20 protein-coding genes are annotated in these 18,413 nt (G+C 59.3%); 9 read left to right on the forward strand and 11 right to left on the reverse strand.

What is annotated here, in order from left to right; genetic code table 11:
- Position 1 precedes the first annotated feature (1 nt).
- From AC2FNN_RS18375 to AC2FNN_RS18410, 8 genes are all read left to right on the forward strand, one after another.
- Positions 2 to 748: an ABC transporter ATP-binding protein gene (locus AC2FNN_RS18375; protein WP_496759908.1), complete on the forward strand. Its 747-nt coding sequence runs from the start codon at positions 2 to 4 to the stop codon at positions 746 to 748.
- Complete coding sequence (locus AC2FNN_RS18380) at positions 738 to 1,181, forward strand: GNAT family N-acetyltransferase (RefSeq protein WP_496759909.1); 444 nt, start codon at positions 738 to 740, stop codon at positions 1,179 to 1,181. The genes AC2FNN_RS18375 and AC2FNN_RS18380 overlap by 11 nt, the downstream gene beginning before the upstream one ends.
- The gene (locus AC2FNN_RS18385; protein ID WP_496759910.1) at positions 1,178 to 2,095 is read left to right on the forward strand and encodes an ABC transporter permease; all 918 of its coding nucleotides are present in this window, start codon (positions 1,178 to 1,180) and stop codon (positions 2,093 to 2,095) included. Before AC2FNN_RS18380 ends, AC2FNN_RS18385 begins: the two co-directional genes overlap by 4 nt.
- Positions 2,092 to 2,937 carry an ABC transporter permease gene (locus AC2FNN_RS18390; protein WP_496759911.1) on the forward strand — a complete coding sequence of 282 codons (846 nt, stop codon included), beginning with the start codon at positions 2,092 to 2,094 and terminating at the stop codon, positions 2,935 to 2,937. The genes AC2FNN_RS18385 and AC2FNN_RS18390 overlap by 4 nt, the downstream gene beginning before the upstream one ends.
- Positions 2,938 to 2,996: 59 nt before the next feature.
- Positions 2,997 to 3,986, forward strand: coding sequence for an ABC transporter substrate-binding protein (locus AC2FNN_RS18395; protein ID WP_496759912.1), 990 nt, complete (start codon positions 2,997 to 2,999; stop codon positions 3,984 to 3,986).
- A gap of 157 nt (positions 3,987 to 4,143) precedes the next feature.
- Positions 4,144 to 4,857, forward strand: coding sequence for an ABC transporter permease (locus AC2FNN_RS18400; RefSeq protein ID WP_152457703.1), 714 nt, complete (start codon positions 4,144 to 4,146; stop codon positions 4,855 to 4,857).
- On the forward strand, positions 4,850 to 5,584 hold the full coding sequence (locus AC2FNN_RS18405) for an ATP-binding cassette domain-containing protein (RefSeq protein WP_496759913.1): 735 nt from the start codon (positions 4,850 to 4,852) through the stop codon (positions 5,582 to 5,584). The genes AC2FNN_RS18400 and AC2FNN_RS18405 overlap by 8 nt, the downstream gene beginning before the upstream one ends.
- 22 nt (positions 5,585 to 5,606) lie before the next feature.
- Complete coding sequence (locus tag AC2FNN_RS18410) at positions 5,607 to 6,422, forward strand: ABC transporter substrate-binding protein (protein WP_496759914.1); 816 nt, start codon at positions 5,607 to 5,609, stop codon at positions 6,420 to 6,422.
- 64 nt (positions 6,423 to 6,486) lie between these two features.
- On the opposite strand, the gene AC2FNN_RS18415 is transcribed toward AC2FNN_RS18410, so the two are convergent.
- The 11 genes from AC2FNN_RS18415 to AC2FNN_RS18465 all read right to left on the reverse strand — a co-directional run bounded on the left by AC2FNN_RS18415 (position 6,487) and on the right by AC2FNN_RS18465 (position 16,077).
- The gene (locus AC2FNN_RS18415) at positions 6,487 to 7,359 is read right to left on the reverse strand and encodes a substrate-binding domain-containing protein (RefSeq protein WP_496759915.1); all 873 of its coding nucleotides are present in this window, start codon (positions 7,357 to 7,359) and stop codon (positions 6,487 to 6,489) included.
- A complete protein-coding gene (locus AC2FNN_RS18420) occupies positions 7,360 to 7,485 on the reverse strand; it encodes a hypothetical protein (RefSeq protein ID WP_496759916.1) in 126 nt (41 codons plus the stop codon).
- 13 nt (positions 7,486 to 7,498) lie between these two features.
- Positions 7,499 to 8,761, reverse strand: a complete 1,263-nt coding sequence (locus tag AC2FNN_RS18425; protein ID WP_496759917.1) for a c-type cytochrome — start codon at positions 8,759 to 8,761, stop codon at positions 7,499 to 7,501.
- Positions 8,762 to 9,958: a formate dehydrogenase subunit gamma gene (locus AC2FNN_RS18430; protein ID WP_496759918.1), complete on the reverse strand. Its 1,197-nt coding sequence runs from the start codon at positions 9,956 to 9,958 to the stop codon at positions 8,762 to 8,764.
- 27 nt (positions 9,959 to 9,985) lie between these two features.
- Positions 9,986 to 10,336 carry a putative quinol monooxygenase gene (locus tag AC2FNN_RS18435; RefSeq protein WP_496759919.1) on the reverse strand — a complete coding sequence of 117 codons (351 nt, stop codon included), beginning with the start codon at positions 10,334 to 10,336 and terminating at the stop codon, positions 9,986 to 9,988.
- Positions 10,337 to 10,447: 111 nt separating this feature from the next.
- On the reverse strand, positions 10,448 to 11,041 hold the full coding sequence (fdh3B, locus tag AC2FNN_RS18440; protein WP_010439472.1) for a formate dehydrogenase FDH3 subunit beta: 594 nt from the start codon (positions 11,039 to 11,041) through the stop codon (positions 10,448 to 10,450).
- A gap of 12 nt (positions 11,042 to 11,053) precedes the next feature.
- On the reverse strand, positions 11,054 to 13,948 hold the full coding sequence (locus tag AC2FNN_RS18445; RefSeq protein ID WP_496759920.1) for a formate dehydrogenase subunit alpha: 2,895 nt from the start codon (positions 13,946 to 13,948) through the stop codon (positions 11,054 to 11,056).
- A gap of 130 nt (positions 13,949 to 14,078) precedes the next feature.
- Complete coding sequence (locus tag AC2FNN_RS18450; RefSeq protein WP_496759921.1) at positions 14,079 to 14,267, reverse strand: ubiquinol-cytochrome c reductase iron-sulfur subunit N-terminal domain-containing protein; 189 nt, start codon at positions 14,265 to 14,267, stop codon at positions 14,079 to 14,081.
- A gap of 61 nt (positions 14,268 to 14,328) precedes the next feature.
- Positions 14,329 to 14,940, reverse strand: coding sequence for a TorD/DmsD family molecular chaperone (locus AC2FNN_RS18455; RefSeq protein WP_496759922.1), 612 nt, complete (start codon positions 14,938 to 14,940; stop codon positions 14,329 to 14,331).
- Positions 14,941 to 14,944: 4 nt separating this feature from the next.
- On the reverse strand, positions 14,945 to 15,526 hold the full coding sequence (locus tag AC2FNN_RS18460; RefSeq protein ID WP_496759923.1) for a DUF3306 domain-containing protein: 582 nt from the start codon (positions 15,524 to 15,526) through the stop codon (positions 14,945 to 14,947).
- On the reverse strand, positions 15,523 to 16,077 hold the full coding sequence (locus tag AC2FNN_RS18465) for a DUF3305 domain-containing protein (RefSeq protein ID WP_496759924.1): 555 nt from the start codon (positions 16,075 to 16,077) through the stop codon (positions 15,523 to 15,525). The genes AC2FNN_RS18460 and AC2FNN_RS18465 overlap by 4 nt, the downstream gene beginning before the upstream one ends.
- A 263-nt stretch (positions 16,078 to 16,340) precedes the next feature.
- On the opposite strand from AC2FNN_RS18465, the gene AC2FNN_RS18470 reads away from it, so the two are divergent.
- Positions 16,341 to 18,293, forward strand: coding sequence for a 4Fe-4S binding protein (locus AC2FNN_RS18470; RefSeq protein ID WP_496759925.1), 1,953 nt, complete (start codon positions 16,341 to 16,343; stop codon positions 18,291 to 18,293).
- Positions 18,294 to 18,413 lie beyond the last annotated feature (120 nt).

Consider the following 18,413-nt stretch of genomic DNA (forward strand, 5'->3'; position numbering starts at 1 on the left):
CCTGACATTCCAGACCAATGATGGGCCAGTACACGCGCTTAAAGACGTGAACCTGACAATCGACAAGGGCGATTTTGTCAGTTTCATCGGGCCGTCCGGCTGTGGCAAAACTACTTTTCTGCGCTGTATCGCAGCCCTGGAGACACCTACGGGCGGGACGCTGACCGTCAATGGCATGACGCCTGATGAGGCGCGTCGAAACCGGGCGTACGGGTATGTCTTTCAGGCGGCGGGCCTATATCCCTGGCGTACCATTGCAAAGAACATAAAACTGCCTCTTGAGATCATGGGATACCCTGCTGCCGAACAGGATGAGCGGGTAAGGAAGGTCCTGGAACTTGTTGATTTGGAAGGGTTTGGCGGTAAGTTTCCCTGGCAGTTGTCCGGTGGGATGCAGCAGAGGGCCAGTATTGCTCGGGCCCTTGCGTTCGACGCAGATATCCTGCTGATGGACGAGCCGTTCGGAGCGCTGGATGAGATTGTGCGGGACCATCTGAACGAGCAGCTTCTTAAGCTTTGGGCGCGCACGGAAAAGACGATCGGATTTGTGACGCACTCCATTCCCGAAGCGGTTTATCTGAGTACAAAGATCGTGGTGATGAGCCCACGGCCCGGGCGGATCGCCGATGTGATTGACAGCCCGCTGCCCAGGGAACGGCCGCTGGACATTCGCGACACCCCGGAATTCATCGAGGTCGCGCACCGTGTGCGCGAAGGTTTGCGGGGTGGGCATTCCAATGACGGCTGAACTGAATGCGGATAAGATCCGGCGCGCGGCACCAGACGATGTGCCAGCCTGTGCCAAGGTTGTTCATGACTGGGCCACGCAAACGGACTGGATGTCCGACGAACTGCCGGTCGATGAACTGGCAAAGCTGATCAGCGACGCATTCGACAGCCGTGAAATGTGGGTCGCCGGTGATCCGGTCGATTGCTACATGTCAGTGGACCCGGCTCAGAATAAAATCGGCGCGCTGTATTGCAGCCGGACGGGGCAGGGTATCGGCAAGCGCCTTGTCGACAAAGCAAAAGAGGGCCGGGATTTTCTCTGGCTAACGACGCATCGGCCCAATACGGCGGCGCAACGCTTTTATCGCCGTGAGGGGTTTGAAGTGACGGCCGAGGAACCTCCCGTGCCACCGGATACCGTGCCGGTCTTCAGAATGGAGTGGCGTGCATGAAGCAGGTTATCGCCGTATTCACAGTCATCGCCGTAATTGTTCTGTTCTGGTACGGGGCCTGTATTCCGATGAACATAAAGGGCGTGTTGACCGAACAGGAACGTGCCGGGGCCGTCGTGCAGCCGCCATCCGCCAAGGACCGGCGGGACATGTCCGAGGTTGGTCTTGTTTTGAACAACACATTCGCCGTCCCGGCCACGTGGGAACAAGACCGGCCTCGACTGCCGGCCCCGCATCAGGTCGCCACGGAAATGTGGGAAACGACGGTCCAGAAAAAGATCACTTCGAAACGGTCGCTGATCTATCATGGGTGGGTCACGCTTAGCGCAACGATGCTTGGGTTTGCGATTGGCACTGGCCTGGGGATCCTTCTGGCCGTGGGTATCGTGCATAGTCGCGTTATGGACCTGTCTGTCATGCCTTGGGCGATTGTCAGCCAAACCATTCCGATCATCGCGCTGGCGCCGATGATCATTGTGGTCCTGTATTCCGTTGGTATCCAGGGCATCATTCCCAAGGCGATCATATCGGCCTATCTGAGTTTCTTTCCGGTTGTCGTCGGTATGGTCAAAGGTCTGCGCAGCCCCGATGCGATGCAGCTGGACTTGTTGCGGACGTATAACGCCAGCCGGTCTCAGGGCTTTTGGAAGTTGCGCCTGCCGGCATCCATGCCGTATCTGTTCACCTCGCTGAAAATCGGGATCGCCGCGTCGCTGGTCGGCGCCATCGTTGGTGAGCTTCCGACAGGGGCTGTTGCCGGTCTGGGTGCGCGATTGCTTGCCGGCAGCTATTACGGTCAGACCGTACAAATCTGGTCGGCCCTGTTCGCGGCTGCCATTCTGGCGGCGTGCCTGGTCGGGCTGCTGGGGCTGATTGAACGGGCCGTATTGAAACGGATGGGGATGGCGCAATGATACTGGTTTTGTGTGCTGTCCTGCTTTGGCTTTTGGGCTGGTGGTTGAACAGTCGATTGGCCAGCGGGCCTTATGCCGACACCCGAATGGTGCGGTTTCTGGCCCCGCTGATCTTTGGCCTGACGGTCATCGGGATCTGGGAGCTTCTGGTGCGCGGGCTTGAGGTTCCTCTGGTCATCCTGCCAGCGCCATCGGTGATTGCGGTTCGGTTTGCGGACAGCCTTCCGATCCTGTGGGCTGACTTTGTGCAGACCATCATCAAGGGCGCGTTCAGCGGCTATGTCATCGGATGCATCGCGGCCTTTCTGATGGCGATTGCTGTTGATCGCTGGGATTTCCTGCGTCTGGGCCTGTTGCCGGTCGGCAATTTCGTGGCCGCCCTGCCGATTGTCGGAACCGCCCCCATTCTGGTGATGTGGTTTGGGTTCGACTGGCACTCCAAGGCGGCGGTGGTGGTTGTGATGGTGTTCTTTCCGATGCTCGTCAACACCGTGGCAGGCCTGCGTGAAGCCACCTCGATGCAGCGCGACCTGATGGAGACCTACGCCGCAACCTATTGGCAAAGCTTCATGAAACTGCGTTTGCCCGCAGCGATGCCTTTCATTTTCAACGGGTTGAAGATTTCCACCACTTTGGCTCTGATCGGCGCTATCGTGGCCGAGTTCTTCGGTTCACCGACACTTGGTATGGGGTTCCGGATCTCTACCAGCGTCGGGCAATTGTCGCTGGACATGGTCTGGGCCGAAATCGTTGTTGCGGCACTGGCCGGCACGGCCTTTTATGGGCTGGTGGCGGGGATCGAAAAAGTGGTGACCTTCTGGCACCCGTCACAGCGCGGATAAAACAAAGAAATCAACAGACCCCGAAATAGGGGCACAACAAGCAACTAGGAGAAATGAAGATGAACAAGCTATTCAGCGGGGCGGTTGCCGCCTTTGGTCTGGCAGCCAGTGCGGCGCTGGCGGCGGATGAGGTGACATTGCAACTGAAATGGGTCACGCAAGCACAGTTCGCTGGCTATTATGTTGCCATGGACAAGGGCTTTTACGAAGAAGAGGGGCTGGACGTCACCATTCTGCCCGGCGGGCCTGACATCGCTCCGACGCAAGTGATTGCAGGCGGTGGCGCTGATGTGACCGTCGAATGGATGCCTGCGGCGCTTGCTGCCCGTGAAAAAGGGCTGCCGCTGGTGAACATCGCGCAACCTTTCAAAAGCTCTGGCATGATGCTGACCTGCTGGAAAGACGCCGGGATCTCGTCGCCCGAGGACCTCAAGAACCGCACGCTGGGTGTCTGGTTCTTTGGCAACGAGTTTCCGTTCATGAGCTGGATGAGCCAGTTGGGCATCAGCACCGATGGCAAAAGCGAAAACGGAGTGGAAGTTCTGAAACAGGGCTTCAACGTCGACCCGTTGCTTCAGCGTCAGGCGGATTGCATCAGCACCATGACCTACAATGAATACTGGCAGGTCATCGATGCCGGTGTCAGCCCGGATGAGCTGGTGACCTTCAAATACGAAGACCAGGGCGTGGCAACGCTGGAAGACGGTCTTTATGTGCTGGAAGAGAACCTGAGCGATGCGGCCTTCGCCGACAAGATGGAGCGGTTCGTTCGCGCGTCGATGAAGGGGTGGAAATATGCCGAGGAGAACCCGGACGAAGCGGCGGAAATCGTTCTGGAAAACGATGCAACCGGTGCTCAGACGGAAGAGCACCAAAAGCGTATGATGGGTGAGATCGCCAAGTTGACCGCAGGATCGAACGGCGCGCTGGACCCGGCTGATTTCGACCGCACCGTCAACACATTGCTGGCGGGCGGGTCTGATCCGGTTATTACCAAAAAGCCCGAAGGGGCCTGGACGCATCAGATCACCGATTCTGCACTGAATTGACCTCAGCCATTCTTTGGCGAATTGAAGCGCGGTCCCAATCGGGGCCGCGTTTTTCATTTTAAATGCCGGATATGTGTCTGTACTCGACCTGAAATCAGAGTAGTATTTACCTGTAAATGAACGCATTTCATACGAAATGTAAACTTCACGGGATAAAATGCAGGGATTTGCATCAGAATTCAGCTCTGCTATCGCGCTGATCTTTGAGGGAGACTCAGAGCTGTGGGCGATTGTGCTGTTGTCCCTGAAAGTATCCGTGTTTGCGGTTCTGATTTCTGCCCTGATCGGCATGCCCGTCGGTGCCGCCCTGGCTGTGGCTAGGTTTCCGGGGCGGCGGATGCTGATCGTTCTGATGAATGCCCTGATGGGGTTCCCGCCCGTGGTTGTGGGGCTGCTGGTTTATCTGATGCTGTCCCGTTCCGGCCCGTTGGGTGTGCTAGAGCTTTTGTATACCCCGACGGCCATGATCATTGCTCAGGTCGTGTTGGTCACTCCCATTATCGCGGCATTGACCCGGCAGGTGGTCGAAATGCTGGCCGAGGAATATTCCGAACAGCTGCGATCACTGGGCGTGTCGCGGCTGGCATCGGTTCCCGTGCTTCTCTGGGATGCGCGGCTGGCACTGGTCACGGCCTTGCTTGCGGGGTTTGGGCGCGCCATTGCCGAGGTCGGCGCGGTGATCATCGTGGGCGGCAACATCAACCATGTGACCCGCGTCATGACGACGACGATCGCGTTGGAAACGTCGAAGGGAAATCTGGCGCTGGCTCTGGCGCTGGGGGCAATCCTTATCGGGATCGCGGTGGCCGTGAACGCGATGGTCAGCGCGGTCAGCCTGCGCGCCGAACGGGAAGGGGTGCGTCATGCGTGACCTTCTCTGCGACAGGGTGAATTGCCTGAAGGTCGAGAACCTGCAAATCCGCAGTAACGGCAAAGCGTTGTTAGACGTCTCGTCATTGGTTCTGGATGGGCCGGGGCCAACCGTGATTCTTGGCCCAAACGGTGCAGGCAAAAGCCTGTTGCTGCGCTGCCTGCACGGGCTGATCACGCCGGATCGGGGGCTGGTCGTCCAGGATGGAAAACCGCTGGGCGCGGCACAGAAAGCCTGCCAGGCCATGGTGTTTCAGAAACCGGTTCTGCTGCGTCGATCAGTTGCGGCAAATCTTGACTTCGTTCTCAAGCGTCAAGGCATGGCGCGAATGGCCCGAAAGGCCCGTATCGCCGAATTGCTGACCGAAGGCGGGCTGGACGGCAAGGCCAGACAACCCGCGCGGTCATTGTCCGGGGGAGAAGCGCAGCGATTGGCAATTCTCCGTGCGCTGGCACTGAACCCCGAGACCTTGTTTCTGGACGAACCCACCAGTGCACTGGATCCAAGCGCGACCCAGATGATCGAACGAATGATATTGCGGGCTTCGGCTCGGGCCGTGCGGATCGTGATGGTGACGCATGATATCGGTCAGGCGCGTCGTTTGGCCGCGGACGTGGTCATGATGCAGGGCGGGCATGTCGTGGAACACGGTGTGGCAAAACAGGTTTTGGATTCACCCGAAAGCGATGCGTCGCGCCGCTATTTGGCGGGCGGGTTGGTTACATGAAATACAGAAAGCGGAGAGTGTGATGTTCCGGAAATCAATTCGGGCAGCGGTGGTGGCTTTGGGCCTGTTGACCAGCGCGGTTTCGGCGGAAGAGCCGTTTATTGTGGTGCAGTCGACAACGTCCACACAGAACTCGGGACTGTTGGATTACATCCTGCCGTGGTTCGAAGCCGAGTCAGGTATCGATGTCCGTGTCGTGGCGGTTGGAACCGGTCAGGCCATCCGCAACGCCGTCAACGGGGACGGGGATGTTCTTTTGGTTCATTCCAAACCGGCCGAGGAGAAATTCGTTGCTGACGGTTGGGGCGTAGAGCGGAAGGATCTGATGTACAATGATTTCGTTCTGGTCGGGCCAAAGTCTGACCCTGCCGGAACTCGCGGCACCGCCGATGTGTTGTTCGCGCTCTCAAACATCGCCGAGGCGGAAGCGCCGTTTGCATCACGTGGAGATGACAGCGGAACGCACAAGGCCGAGCTGGGCTATTGGTCCGCGGCCGGGCTGGACCCTGCCGAGGCTTCGGGCGCTTGGTATCGCGAGACCGGATCTGGTATGGGGGCGACGCTGAACGTGGCCAGTGGAATGGATGCCTATACGCTGACGGATCGTGCCACGTGGTTGTCTTTCGGAAACCGGGGAAATCTTGAGATATTGGTCGAGGGGGATCCGCGCCTGTTCAATCAATACGGCGTGATTCTTGTGAATCCCGACAAGCACCCGCATGTGCGGGCGGCAGCCGGCCAACGGTTCATCGACTGGCTGACAGGGCCGGACGGGCAGGAGGCGATTGCGTCGTTCAGGCTGGACGGGCAGCAGGTGTTTTTCCCCAATGCTCAATAATTTGACCTGCGGCCAACCCCTACGGGGTGAGTATTTTTGAAAAGATGAAGCGGCGGGTGGCGGATCACCCGCTGGCACCGTTGTGGTGGATCGTGCCCAGGCCCGACAGGTTGTAGCCACCGAATTCACGAGCCCTTTGCGCAAATTGATCCGAGCGCAGTAGCGTTATCAGTTTCTGCATTGGTGGATCAAAATATGACCTGCGCCAAATCGCCAGATCCAGCCTCTCGGAATGGGTGGGGACGAAACCGAGGTTGTAGAGCCCTGCCAAAGCACCCAGCCCAAAGCCGGCCTCGGCCTTTTCGCCGTGAAGGGCGATGGCCAGTTCCTCTTCGGTGCGTGCGCAGCCGGGGGATGCGTCCAGATCGTTTCGGCTCATGCCATGGGCTTCCAACTGGCTATCGAACAGGTGTTGGCTGGCCGCGCTGTCCTGACGCATGATCACGCGGCGCGATTTGAGATCCTCGAACGTTTTGATATCCGATATGCCCGGTGCAAGAAGCAACCCGCGATCGCGCCGGGCGATTTCGTACAGCACCACCGGCCCTTCGCCCAAAGCGTCCCGCAGGGATTCTTTGTTGAACCCTCCGTCTTCGTGGATGTGCAACACAGCCGCCTGTGCGCTGCGTTCGCTCAGCCGTGCCAGCCCGTCAAAGGAGCCGTCGTAATAGGTGGCAAGCCCCGATCCGCTTTCACGCAGCGCCCAGTCCAGCAGGGGATCATGGCTGCCTGCAACAATCGGAGGCAGAGGCGGCTCGGCGACCTGGGGACCTGATCGCGACGCGTTGAGCCAGGCAATGATTTCGGCCCGCGGGAACAGCAGTTTGCCCATGGCGCGAACACAGGGCACCTCGCCCGAGGAGGCAAGATCATAGGCTTTGCGCTCGCCGATGCGCAGCAGATCGGCCAGTTCGCGGGTGGTCAGGTATTGTGACATTCAGTCGAGGCGCACGGCAGAGCCGGACGTGGTGTCGGCGGCGGTGAACCCGATCCGATCCAGCACGATTGGGGCTGCCACTGCAATGACGACCATTGCGGCGACCGCGGCAAGAAAGGCTTTCATGGTCTCCTCCAGTTCAGTTCCGGGCACCTGTTGCGCGGCGCAGAAAAGCAATAAGATCCTGACGATCCTGAGCTTGTGTAATTCGCTGCATCGGCATCTTGGACCCCGGAATGTAATGGTCTGGCCCTTCGTCGAAAAGAGCATTTATCGTTTTGTCATTCCAAATGATATCAGAGCCTTGCAGCGTATCCGAGTACAAATATCCCGGCGACGTGCCCGCGCGCCTGCCGAAAACCCCGTGCAAGGTTGGACCTGCACGGCGCTGGCTGTTGGGGGTCAGGCTGTGACAGATCGAGCATTTCCGCGCGAACTGACGCTCACCATTGTCCATCTCGTCGGGGTTTTGCAGAAAACTCGGCTCGGCAGAAGCCATCTGTTGCCGGTCGGACAGGGCGGTGACTGGCCAACTGTACATGGCCTCATCGATCCCGCCTGCGTGGATGTTTTCACCATCAACCGAAAAGGCCAGGGCCCAGACAGGCCCCCGCAACGTTGCGCGAAAATCCTGCGCGATGCGCCAGTCCGAGGTATCGATGACCATGATATAGCCTTCGCCGTCGCCCACGGCCAGAAACCGACGATCCGGGCTGAGCGCCATGGCAAGGATCGGGCGACGATCCAGAGTGAAATCGCGTTCTTCACCGCTGGAAAGGTCCAGTATTCGGGTCACTCCATCAACGGCACCGTAAGCGATCCAGTTGTCCTGTTCATTCAGGACCAGCTCGTTGATACCGAACCCGTGTTCGATGAGCCGGTTGATCTCTTGCCCAGTCGAGATATCCCAAATGCGCAGCGACCCATCCATGCCTGCTGAATAAAGCTGTGTGCCGCCTGAAGAAAACACCACGGCGTTCACACCGCTTCCGGTTGGTCCAAGAATGGTGGGTGCGGCTCCGTTCACGGGCCAAACCCCAATCGTTCCGTCCCAACTGGCGGTTGCGACGTGGGTCTTGGACGCTGCCAGACCAACGATCTTGCCCTGATGTCGCCCAACCACGTCGCCACCGGGCCACTTGCGCAGGGTGAAGTCATCTCCGGCCGAGTAGATGGCCGTGCCGTTGAAGGCAACGGCGTTCACGGCGGCTTCGTGACCTTCCAGCCATTCGGGGATCCGATCAGCCCACAGCCCGACGGAATTGTCGAAACTGGCCGTTGCGATCCGCCCGTCCGGGGCTGTGGCGATCCCCATGATTGGGCCGCCATGTCCCTTGAGTGTGAAGAATTCGGCCAAGGCGGGCAGAGGGATCAGCGCCAGGGCCAGAACCAGCCCCCGCATCTATTCAGCGGGCGAGGCGGCGGTTTTGCCTGCCTCTTTTTCCTGAACTTCTTCCAGCCACAAAGAGTGGTGTTCACGGGCCCATTGTTCTTCGACCTCGCCGGTGCCCATGGCGTCAAAGGCGCCCTCCATTCCGACAGAGCCGAGATAGATATGCGCCACGATGATCGCAATGAACACATAAGCAACCATCACGTGCCAGACCTGGGCATATTGCATTTCTTCTTGCGGCGACATCTGCACCGGCAGGTTCAGGCCCATCATTTGCGGAATGCCGGTCGAATTGGCGATCTGGAAGGTTTTGGCAAACAAGGGCATCTCGAACGGGAACAACAGTGACAGACCCGACAGGCTGATGGAGGCGCCCAGCAGGATGCAGGCCCAGAATATGATCTTTTGACCAGCGTTGAATTTCTTTGCCGGTGGGTGGCTGTTCTTGGTGAACAACCCGCCACCTGCGGCCAGCCATTTCAGATCGACGCGGTTGGGGATGTTATGGGCAATCCAGTTTACCGTGACGATTATCAGGCCCAGCATGAAGGCCCAGGCCAGATTGTTGTGCAACCACTTGCAGCCCTGCGCGAGGGCCGCAAAACCCTCTTTCCCGAAAACCGGGATCAGGAAGTCGCGCCCATAAAGCGTCAGCAGGCCCGTGATGCCAAGGATCAGGAATGACCCGGCAAACAGCCAGTGGCCGAACCGCTCGAACCCGTTGAAACGCGTGACCGTGCGTCCGGTTTTCTCACCATCGATGCGAATTTTGCCTCGGATCAGGAAAAACAACAGGATAATGCCCAGCATCCCGGCAATGATATAGGTGCCGTATTCGCGCAGCGGTCCGGTGCGGAAGGTCAGCCACCACATGCCGCCATCCTGAATCAGCACGCTGTCTGCCGGGCCATGAGAAGACACCGTCACATCGGCCGAGCCATAACGCAAAGCGCGATACACGTCACTGTCCGAGGCCACACCGCGCGTGCCAAGCTGACCCAGCAACCCCTCTGCATTGCCCTGACCTGTGTTCTCAGAACGATAGCTGTTGTCGACGGTTTCACCACGCTGCCGGGCGAGAATGTCTTCCAGCGTTGTCGCTCCGCCGGTCGCGGTGCGCTCATCCGCCGTGGGTTCAGAGGTCTCTTGCGCCCATGCGGCTGCGGTCAGAAAAATCGAAACGAGAAGAAACTGAATCAGACGCATAGGGGTATCCTCCTGTGCATTTTCATATCAGCGGTCAAATCCACCGATTTGCTGGTGAAAAACGGCGCCGACCGGCGCGAGCGCTTCGCGAAGATCATCCTTGGCCGGACCATACACGTCAAACCCCACTGGTGTCAGAAGGGCCAGAAACCGTTCAGCGAAATTAGCACCAAAGTTCTGCATATGTATCATGGCATCTTCGGAACTGGCGTAGCGTTCATAGATATGAACGGCCGAACCGGTCGTGTGCCACTCATAGCTTCGGGCGCCGGTTTCTTGCAGCGTGGCCGCGACCATTTCTGCCATAAGCGCTTCGAACTCATCCTTTTTATCCAGATTTAGGTCAAGCTTCAGCAGCCAGTAAACATCATTGGTCATGCGTGCCTCTCAAATATGTCTGGTGTGACGTTGCAGGAAACGGATCCCCAATCACGTCACCTGAAAAGCCCCCCGCAAAAGGCGGGAGGCTGTTTTGTCAAAAGCCCGATTTCAACCGTCTTTCTGGTCGTAGGCCGTGCCCCAGCCCCAGGCGCCCGAGCCGAAACCGCGCGCCACGACGCGTTCACGGTAAACTGCGGAAACCACGTCGCCGTCACCGGCCAGCAGGGCCTTGGTGGAACACATTTCCGCGCAGATGGGCAGCTTGCCTTCGGCGATCCGGTTGCGACCATATTTGGCGAACTCTGCGGTCGAGTGGGTTTCCTCGGGGCCGCCGGCACAGAAGGTACATTTGTCCATCTTGCCGCGCGATCCGAAGTTGCCTGCCTGCGGGTACTGCGGCGCGCCGAACGGGCACGCATAGAAGCAATAGCCGCAGCCGATGCACAGGTCCTTGGAGTGTAGCACGACCCCTTCTTCGTTCTGATAGAAGCAGTCGACCGGGCACACTGCCATGCAAGGCGCATCCGAACAATGCATACAGGCGACCGAGATCGAGCGTTCGCCCGGGTTGCCGTCATTGATCGTCACCACCCTGCGGCGGTTGATGCCCCACGGCACCTCGTGTTCGTTCTTACACGCGGTTACGCAGGCGTTGCACTCGATGCAGCGTTCAGCGTCGCAGAGAAACTTTGCTCTAGCCATTTATCGTCCTCCTTACGCTGCCCAGATCTTGCAGAGAGTCGCCTTGGTCTCCTGCATCTGGGTCACTGAATCATAGCCATAGGTCTGGGCGGTGTTGGTACTTTCACCCAGCACATAGGGATCTGCACCGGCGGGGTATTTGTGCCGCTGGTCTTCGCCCTGGAAATGGCCACCAAAGTGGAACGGCATGAAGGCGACACCGGCACCGACCCTGTTGGTCAGCATCGCCATCACCTTGACCTTTCCGCCCTCGGGGCCTTCGACCCAGACCTGCGATCCGTCCCGAATGCCAAGGTTGTTGGCGTCGCGCGGGTTGATCTCGACGAACATGTCCTGCTGAAGCTCGGCCAGCCACGGATTCGACCGGGTTTCATCACCGCCGCCTTCATATTCGACCAGACGACCAGACGTGAGGATTATCGGGTAATCCTTTGAAAAGTCGTTCTTCTGGATCGATGCATAAAGGGTAGGCAGGCGATAGGCCTGACGGTCCTCGTAGGTGGGATAGTCCGCCACCAAATCGCGCCGGTTGGTATAGAGCGGTTCGCGATGCAGCGGGATCGGGTCCGGGAAGGTCCAGACAACCGCACGGGCCTTGGCATTCCCGAAGGGCGCACAGCCATGTGCGATCGCGACCCGTTGGATACCGCCGGACAAGTCGGTTTTCCAGTTGGTCTTTGGACCGGCCACGGCGTCGATGGCCGCGCGTTCCTCAGCCGTTAGATCACCGTCCCAGCCAAGATCCATCAGCATCTGCATCGTAAACTCAGGGTATCCGTCCTGAATTTCAGATCCAACGCTATAGACCCCTTCGGCCAGTAGGTTGTCGCCATCGTGTTCCACGCCGAAACGGGCACGGAAGGTCAGGCCGCCTTCGGCCACCGGTTTGGACATGTCATAGAGGTTCGGTGTCCCCGTATGGCCCATTTCCGGCGTACCCCAGCAGGGCCAGGGCAGACCATAGTATTCGCCATCGTTTGGGCCGCCCACAGCCTGCAACGTGGTTCTGTCGAACGTGTGCTGGTTGGCCATGTGGCTTTTCAGACGTTCTGGCGACTGTCCGGTATAACCGATGGTCCAGAGGCCCGAGTTGAACTCACGCGTGATGCTTTCAACATTCGGAGTCTCAGCGTCTTCCATCTCAATATTGCGGAAGAACCGATCCGCCCAGCCGAACTTGTTGGCGAACTTGGCCATGATGACCTCGTCCGGCAGGCTTTCGAACAGCGGATCGACCACCTTGTCGCGCCATTGCAGCGAACGGTTCGATGCCGTGACCGAACCACGGGTTTCGAACTGCGTACAGGCAGGCAGCAGATAGACGCCATCGGTGCGGTCATGCAGAACGGCCGAAACGGTGGGATACGGGTCGATCACGACCAGCATGTCCAGCTTCTCCATCGCCGTCTTCATTTCCGTCATCCGGGTCTGCGAGTTGGGCGCGTGGCCCCACAGAACCATGGCGCGGACATTGTTGTCCTGATCCATGTTGGCCGGGTCTTCCAGAACACCGTCGATCCAGCGGGAAACAGGAATGCCGCGCTCGTTCTGCAACGGCTTGTCCTTGCCTTCCTTGTCCTTGATCGTGGCGAATTGACCGGCCAGCCACTCTGGGTCTTCGCCCCAGACGCGGGCCCAGTGACCCCATGCGCCTGCGGACAGGCCATAATATCCGGGCAGGGTATGGGACAGAACACCAAGGTCCGTCGCGCCTTGCACGTTGTCATGGCCACGGAAGATGTTGGTGCCACCACCCGTGGTGCCCATGTTGCCCAGTGCAAGCTGAAGCACACAGTAGGCGCGGGTGTTGTTGTTGCCGTTGGTGTGCTGCGTTCCGCCCATGCACCAGACGACCGTTCCGGGGCGGTTGTTGGCCATCGTGCGGGCAACCCGCTTCAACTGCGACCCCGGAGTGCCGGTGACACGTTCCACCTCATCCGGGTTCCACTTGGCAACTTCCTCGCGGATCTGATCCATGCCCCAGACACGGGTGCGGATGAATTCTTTGTCTTCCCAACCGTTGTCGAAGATGTGCCACAGGATACCCCAGATCAGCGCAACGTCCGTGCCGGGGCGGAAACGGACATATTCATCCGCATGCGCCGCAGTGCGCGTAAAGCGCGGGTCGCAGACGATCAGCGGGGCATTGTTCTGCTCTTTTGCGCGCAGAATATGCAGCAGCGAGACGGGATGCGCCTCGGCCGGGTTGCCGCCGATGATGAAGATCGCCTTGCTGTTGTGCATGTCGTTGTACGAGTTGGTCATGGCGCCGTAGCCCCATGTATTCGCAACGCCAGCAACAGTGGTCGAGTGGCAGATACGGGCCTGATGATCCACGTTGTTCGTGCCCCAATAGGCGGCGAACTTGCGGAACAGATAGGCCTGTTCGTTGTTATGCTTGGCCGAGCCCAGCCAGTACACGCTGTCCGGCCCGGATTCTTCGCGGATGCTCATCATGCCGTCGCCGATCTCGTTGATCGCCTCTTCCCAGCTGATGCGCTTCCACTCTCCGCCTTCCTTTTTCATCGGATATTTCAGGCGACGCTCGCCATGGGCGTGCTCGCGAACCGAGGCCCCTTTGGCGCAATGAGCGCCCAGGTTGAACGGGCTGTCCCAGCCGGGTTCCTGCCCGATCCAGACGCCGTTCTGAACTTCGGCAACCACGGTGCATCCGACCGAACAATGCGTGCAGACGGATTTGGTGTTTTCGACAGCCGTGTTGGCTGCGGTCTGGGCGCTGGCTGGCGTCACGGTTCCACCCGTGGCGCTGATCGCGGCAAGGCCGCCGATCGTCAGGCCCGAGCCACGCAGGAATGCGCGGCGATCGACGGTTTTCTCGCCGATTTGGGACAGGATACTTGTCCGCTGGGGGCGTCTCGCAACCCCGTTGGTCTTTTTCCTAAGCATGTCTTTCCTCCCTTGCGCACCGTGTAAGCCACGGCTGGCTTGGTACTGCTGATGCCGACGTCAGGGCCAATCGCAACCGTCAGTCGGGTGTTGAAAACGTCCGGTCAGAACCGGGTGCTTTCATCGTGGCTCAAAAGCGCGTGCTCTCGATGTAGGCGCGTGTATGCGCGGTATCCTGGATGCGGGTATCGTCTGTCGGCACTTCGGCCGCTTCGGCTTTTCCGGTCAGGCTGGCGGCGGCAACGGCAGCAGGTGCTGCGGTTCCGGCCAGTTTGAGGAAGTCGCGGCGTGTGGCGCCTTCTTCCTTGGTCTTGCTCATGGGCTCCTCCTTTCCCAATTGCAGTGTAACGCCCGTTTGGGCGCTGGCGAATGACAGCGGTTCACGCTGTCGTCATCCGGAACGCTTCGCGCTCGATCTCCATGAATACCCGGCCGGCGGTGCCGACGGATGCATAGAGAACCGAGTTTTCAGCAGCTTCCAAATCCGAATAGAAATGTGCGGCCCAGGGGCCGATATGTTTGCTCCAGAACGCTTTCTGGTCTTCAAGCGATGCCGGGCTGCCAAAACGCCCAACGATCATGCCTGCCATCATCTCCATCAATGAGGCGATGTTGTCCTCGGGCTCAAACACGTTTTGGGCGCGTGTGATCCCGCGCATCGCCATGTCATTGCGGAGCTGCGCAAGAGGTTTCTCGTTCAGGAAGCCCGTGAGGTAGAAGCTGGCATAAGGCAGCAATTCGCCGCGACCCAAACCGATGAACAGCGCATTGAATTCCCGTTCCGCAGCGGCAGGCTTGGTGACCTTGGCAACCCGCGCCATGGCTTGGATGGCCTGACCAAGATCAGTGTCATCCCCGCTGAGGCCCGCCATTTGATCCAGCAGCATCTGGTCGGGTGGACCGGCCAGCAGCAAGCCCAGAAAGTTGTAGAAATCCGCGCGCAGGCGATCCTCGGCTGAAACGTCCAGAGTGTGCGCGTCACTTGCGGTCATTCGGTCATCCTTCAAATTCAAATGTCATTCGACGTGGCGTCGGCGGAAGGCCGACTTCTTCCGGCTCGTCCGCGCGGGCGACGGAAACCGGCTCGGGCCCGGGATCGGGTTTGACCGGCGCAGCCTCGGGTTCAGCGCACGTATCGGCTTCGCTTTCAGCAGCATCGTCTTTGGTCTCTTCCGCGTCGGCCGCCAGTGCCTCGATATGTGCCAGCATGCCTTTTCCAACCTGATAGGCGGTTTGGATGTTTTCGATCACGCAGGCCGCATCGGTGTAGTCCTCGCCGTAGTCAACCAGCCCGTCGACATTGGCCAGAACCGGGTTCAGCCGCCACAGCCGACGCAGGGCACGGCGGCGCAGGCGATCGGGCACGGCCTTGGCCATGAAGCCCGAAACATCGTCTCCGGGTTGCAGGGTCTCTGGGTCGGGAAGGTTGAACTCGGCCAGAATCGCGGCGTCATCCTTTTCTTCCAGCTCCGCTTGCCGTTCTGCGATCACCTGTTCTTCAAGGGCCAGTGCCTCGGCCTTGGCTTCGGCCTGAACGGCGGCCTTTCGGCGAGACCAGAAATCATCGGGCCGGGTCATTGCAGCGCCTTTCTCGGGGCGCGATACACGTCCGACGTCTGCCGGATGCGTGCATCACCCTTGCCGTCTTCAACCAGATCTGTCCGCTTCTTGTCGCGGCGGCGCTTGACGAAAACTTCGTGCTGATGATGTTTCAGAGTGAAATCGCGAACCCAGGCAATCAACCCTTCGGTCATCGGGATCTTCTCGACAATTTCTTCGCCCGTATCCGCATAGTCCTGCCCCTCGAACGGAGAGGCGGTGATCAGCACTGCATTCAGGGGTGTTTCGCCTCTCAGTTCGTCCCGCAGCACAAGGTACAGCGATGGCTGCCCATCCGACAGGTTGATCATGTAGGCTTCGGTTTCATCTGCCCAGAGCGTCAGGGGCAGGGTGGCCGCGTGATACTCGACCGCATCGCCTTCGCGGCGCAGTTCCTGCCAGTCGGCTGGCCCTGCGCCGGGTAAAAGGGCCACAGCGCGCCAGTTCCACCGGGCCCAACGTGTGACCCCGGGTGTCTTGCGCACGATGACGCCAACCGGCATTTCAGTCTGGCTTGCGGCCTTGGCCACTGGCTCCTCCCCGAAAGGCTCTCCCCTGCCTTTCCAAATCCACTATGGTACACAAACTGGCTGTGTGCCAAGCCTAAGCTCTACGACTTTGGTCGTAGTCCAAGGTAGCAACTGCGTGAGCAGGCCCTGTGAATGCTTGTGTTTCCTGACATTTATTGCCGAAATTCAACCCTGTGCAGGAAATGCGGCAAGGGGTTGAAGTTGCTTTCCCGGGGGGACAGCCTAGTGTGCATGGAACCGGGACGGTTTCCCGAGGAGCGGATATGGCCACGAAACTACTGCTATGTGATTGCGCCGGAACGCAGGCAATCGATCCGGACAAAATCGAAAGCGCCTGCGGCGTTGCCTGTTCCAGGTTGCATACCGCGCTTTGTACTGCTGAGCTGCAATTCGCCGCGGCCTTGATGAAAGAAGGTGATACCGTCATCGCTTGCGCGCAAGAGCATGACGTTTTTCGGTCACTGGCCGAAGACCTGAATATCGACGCGCCCGGATTTGTCGATCTGCGCGATCGGGCCGGGTGGTCCGACCAAGGTGCGGATGCGACCCCCAAGATGGCCGCTTTGGCGGCCGAGGCCGTTCTGGCGCAACCGGTCACACCCAGTGTGGATGTCTTCAGTGAAGGCACCTGTTTCATCATCGGGCCCGGTGCGGTGGCCTTTGATCTGGCAGAGCGTCTGGCGGAGTCGTTGGCAGTGACCGTCATGACGACTGATCTGTCAGAACCCTTCTCGCGCGCCTATGACGTGGTGCGGGGGCGGCTGCGTTCGGTTTCCGGTGCGCTCGGTGGATTTTCGCTGCGTCTGGACGCGCTTCAGCAGGTCGTGCCCGGTGGGCGCGGCGCGTTTGCTTGGACCGATCCAAAGGACGGTGCGCTTTCAGCGTGCGACATTGTCATTGATCTGGCAGGAGAAACGCCTTTCGTACAGGCCCCGGCCAAGCGCGAAGGCTATCTGCGGGCTGATCCCAAGGATGCGGTTTCCGTGGAACGCCTGGCTTTTGAAGCCGCGCAATTGGTGGGGACATTCGAAAAGCCGCTTTATGTGCGGGTGGATGAAACCCTGTGTGCCCATTCCCGGGCCGAGCAGGTGGGCTGTACCAACTGTCTGGATATCTGCCCAACCGGTGCGATTTCCCCGGCAGGCGAGCATGTGGCGATTGACCCGATGGTATGTGCAGGCTGTGGTGCTTGCGCCGCGCTATGCCCTTCGACGGCCATAACCTATGAAGATCCACCTGTTTCGGCGCTGTTGTCGCGGATGCATATTCTGGCCCGCACGTATCGACGGGCTGGCGGCACCGCGCCTCGGCTGCTTGTCCATGACGCCCACGGGACCGAGATGATCCGGTTCGCTGCGCGTTTCGGGCGCGGATTACCTTCGGACGTCATCCCATTGGAATTGAACGTGATATCCGGCTTTGGCCATGCCGAGATGCTGGCGGCTCTGGCGCATGGGTTCGCGCGGGTGGATGTGCTGTTGGCACCGACGGCCGAACACGAGGCGCTGAACCGGGAGCTTGAATTGGCACATGCCATTGCTGGCCCGAAGGGCATAGGCCTGATTGACGAAGCAGACCCCGATGCGATGTCCGATCTGCTGTACGGACAAGCGGTGCCCCGGCCTTTGTCCGACCCGGTCTTGCCTATGGGCAATCGCCGGCAAATTGCGCGGCTGGCAGCCCAGGCGCTGAACCCGCAGGCTGAATCGCCTTTGCCGCTGCCCGAAAACGCGCCTTACGGGGCGGTTGCAGTGAATACCGACAGCTGCACCCTGTGCCTCAGCTGTGTGTCGCTGTGCCCATCCGGTGCCTTGATCGACAACCCGGACAAGCCGCAGTTGAACTTTCAGCAAGACGCCTGTCTGCAATGCGGGATGTGCAAGACCATATGCCCCGAGGATGCAATCACGCTTGTTCCACAACTTGATCTCAGCGATGCGGCCCTGTCACAGCAAGTTCTGAACGAAGAAGAACCTTTTGCCTGCGTGGAATGCGGGGCATTGTTCGGCGTGAAATCCACGGTTGAGCGGATCATGGAGAAGCTGTCGGGCACGCATCCGATGTTCGCGACGTCGGATCAGGCGCGGATGATCCAGATGTGTGACAATTGCCGGGTGAACGTGCAGTTCCAACAGCAAGACAATCCGTTCCAGTCAAAACCCAGGCCACGGGTCGTCACAACCGAGGATTACTATTCAGACAGAAAGGATCACTGAAGCTTCAGGGGTGCACCCAGATCCGCAGCGTCGATGCGCGATACAAACGCGAGGATCGCGTCAAGATCGTCCAATGTCATCTCAACCGGATGAATAGGAGACGGGCGTTCGGGATCGAAA

It is taken from the genome of Ruegeria sp. BHSA118 (assembly GCF_059613405.1).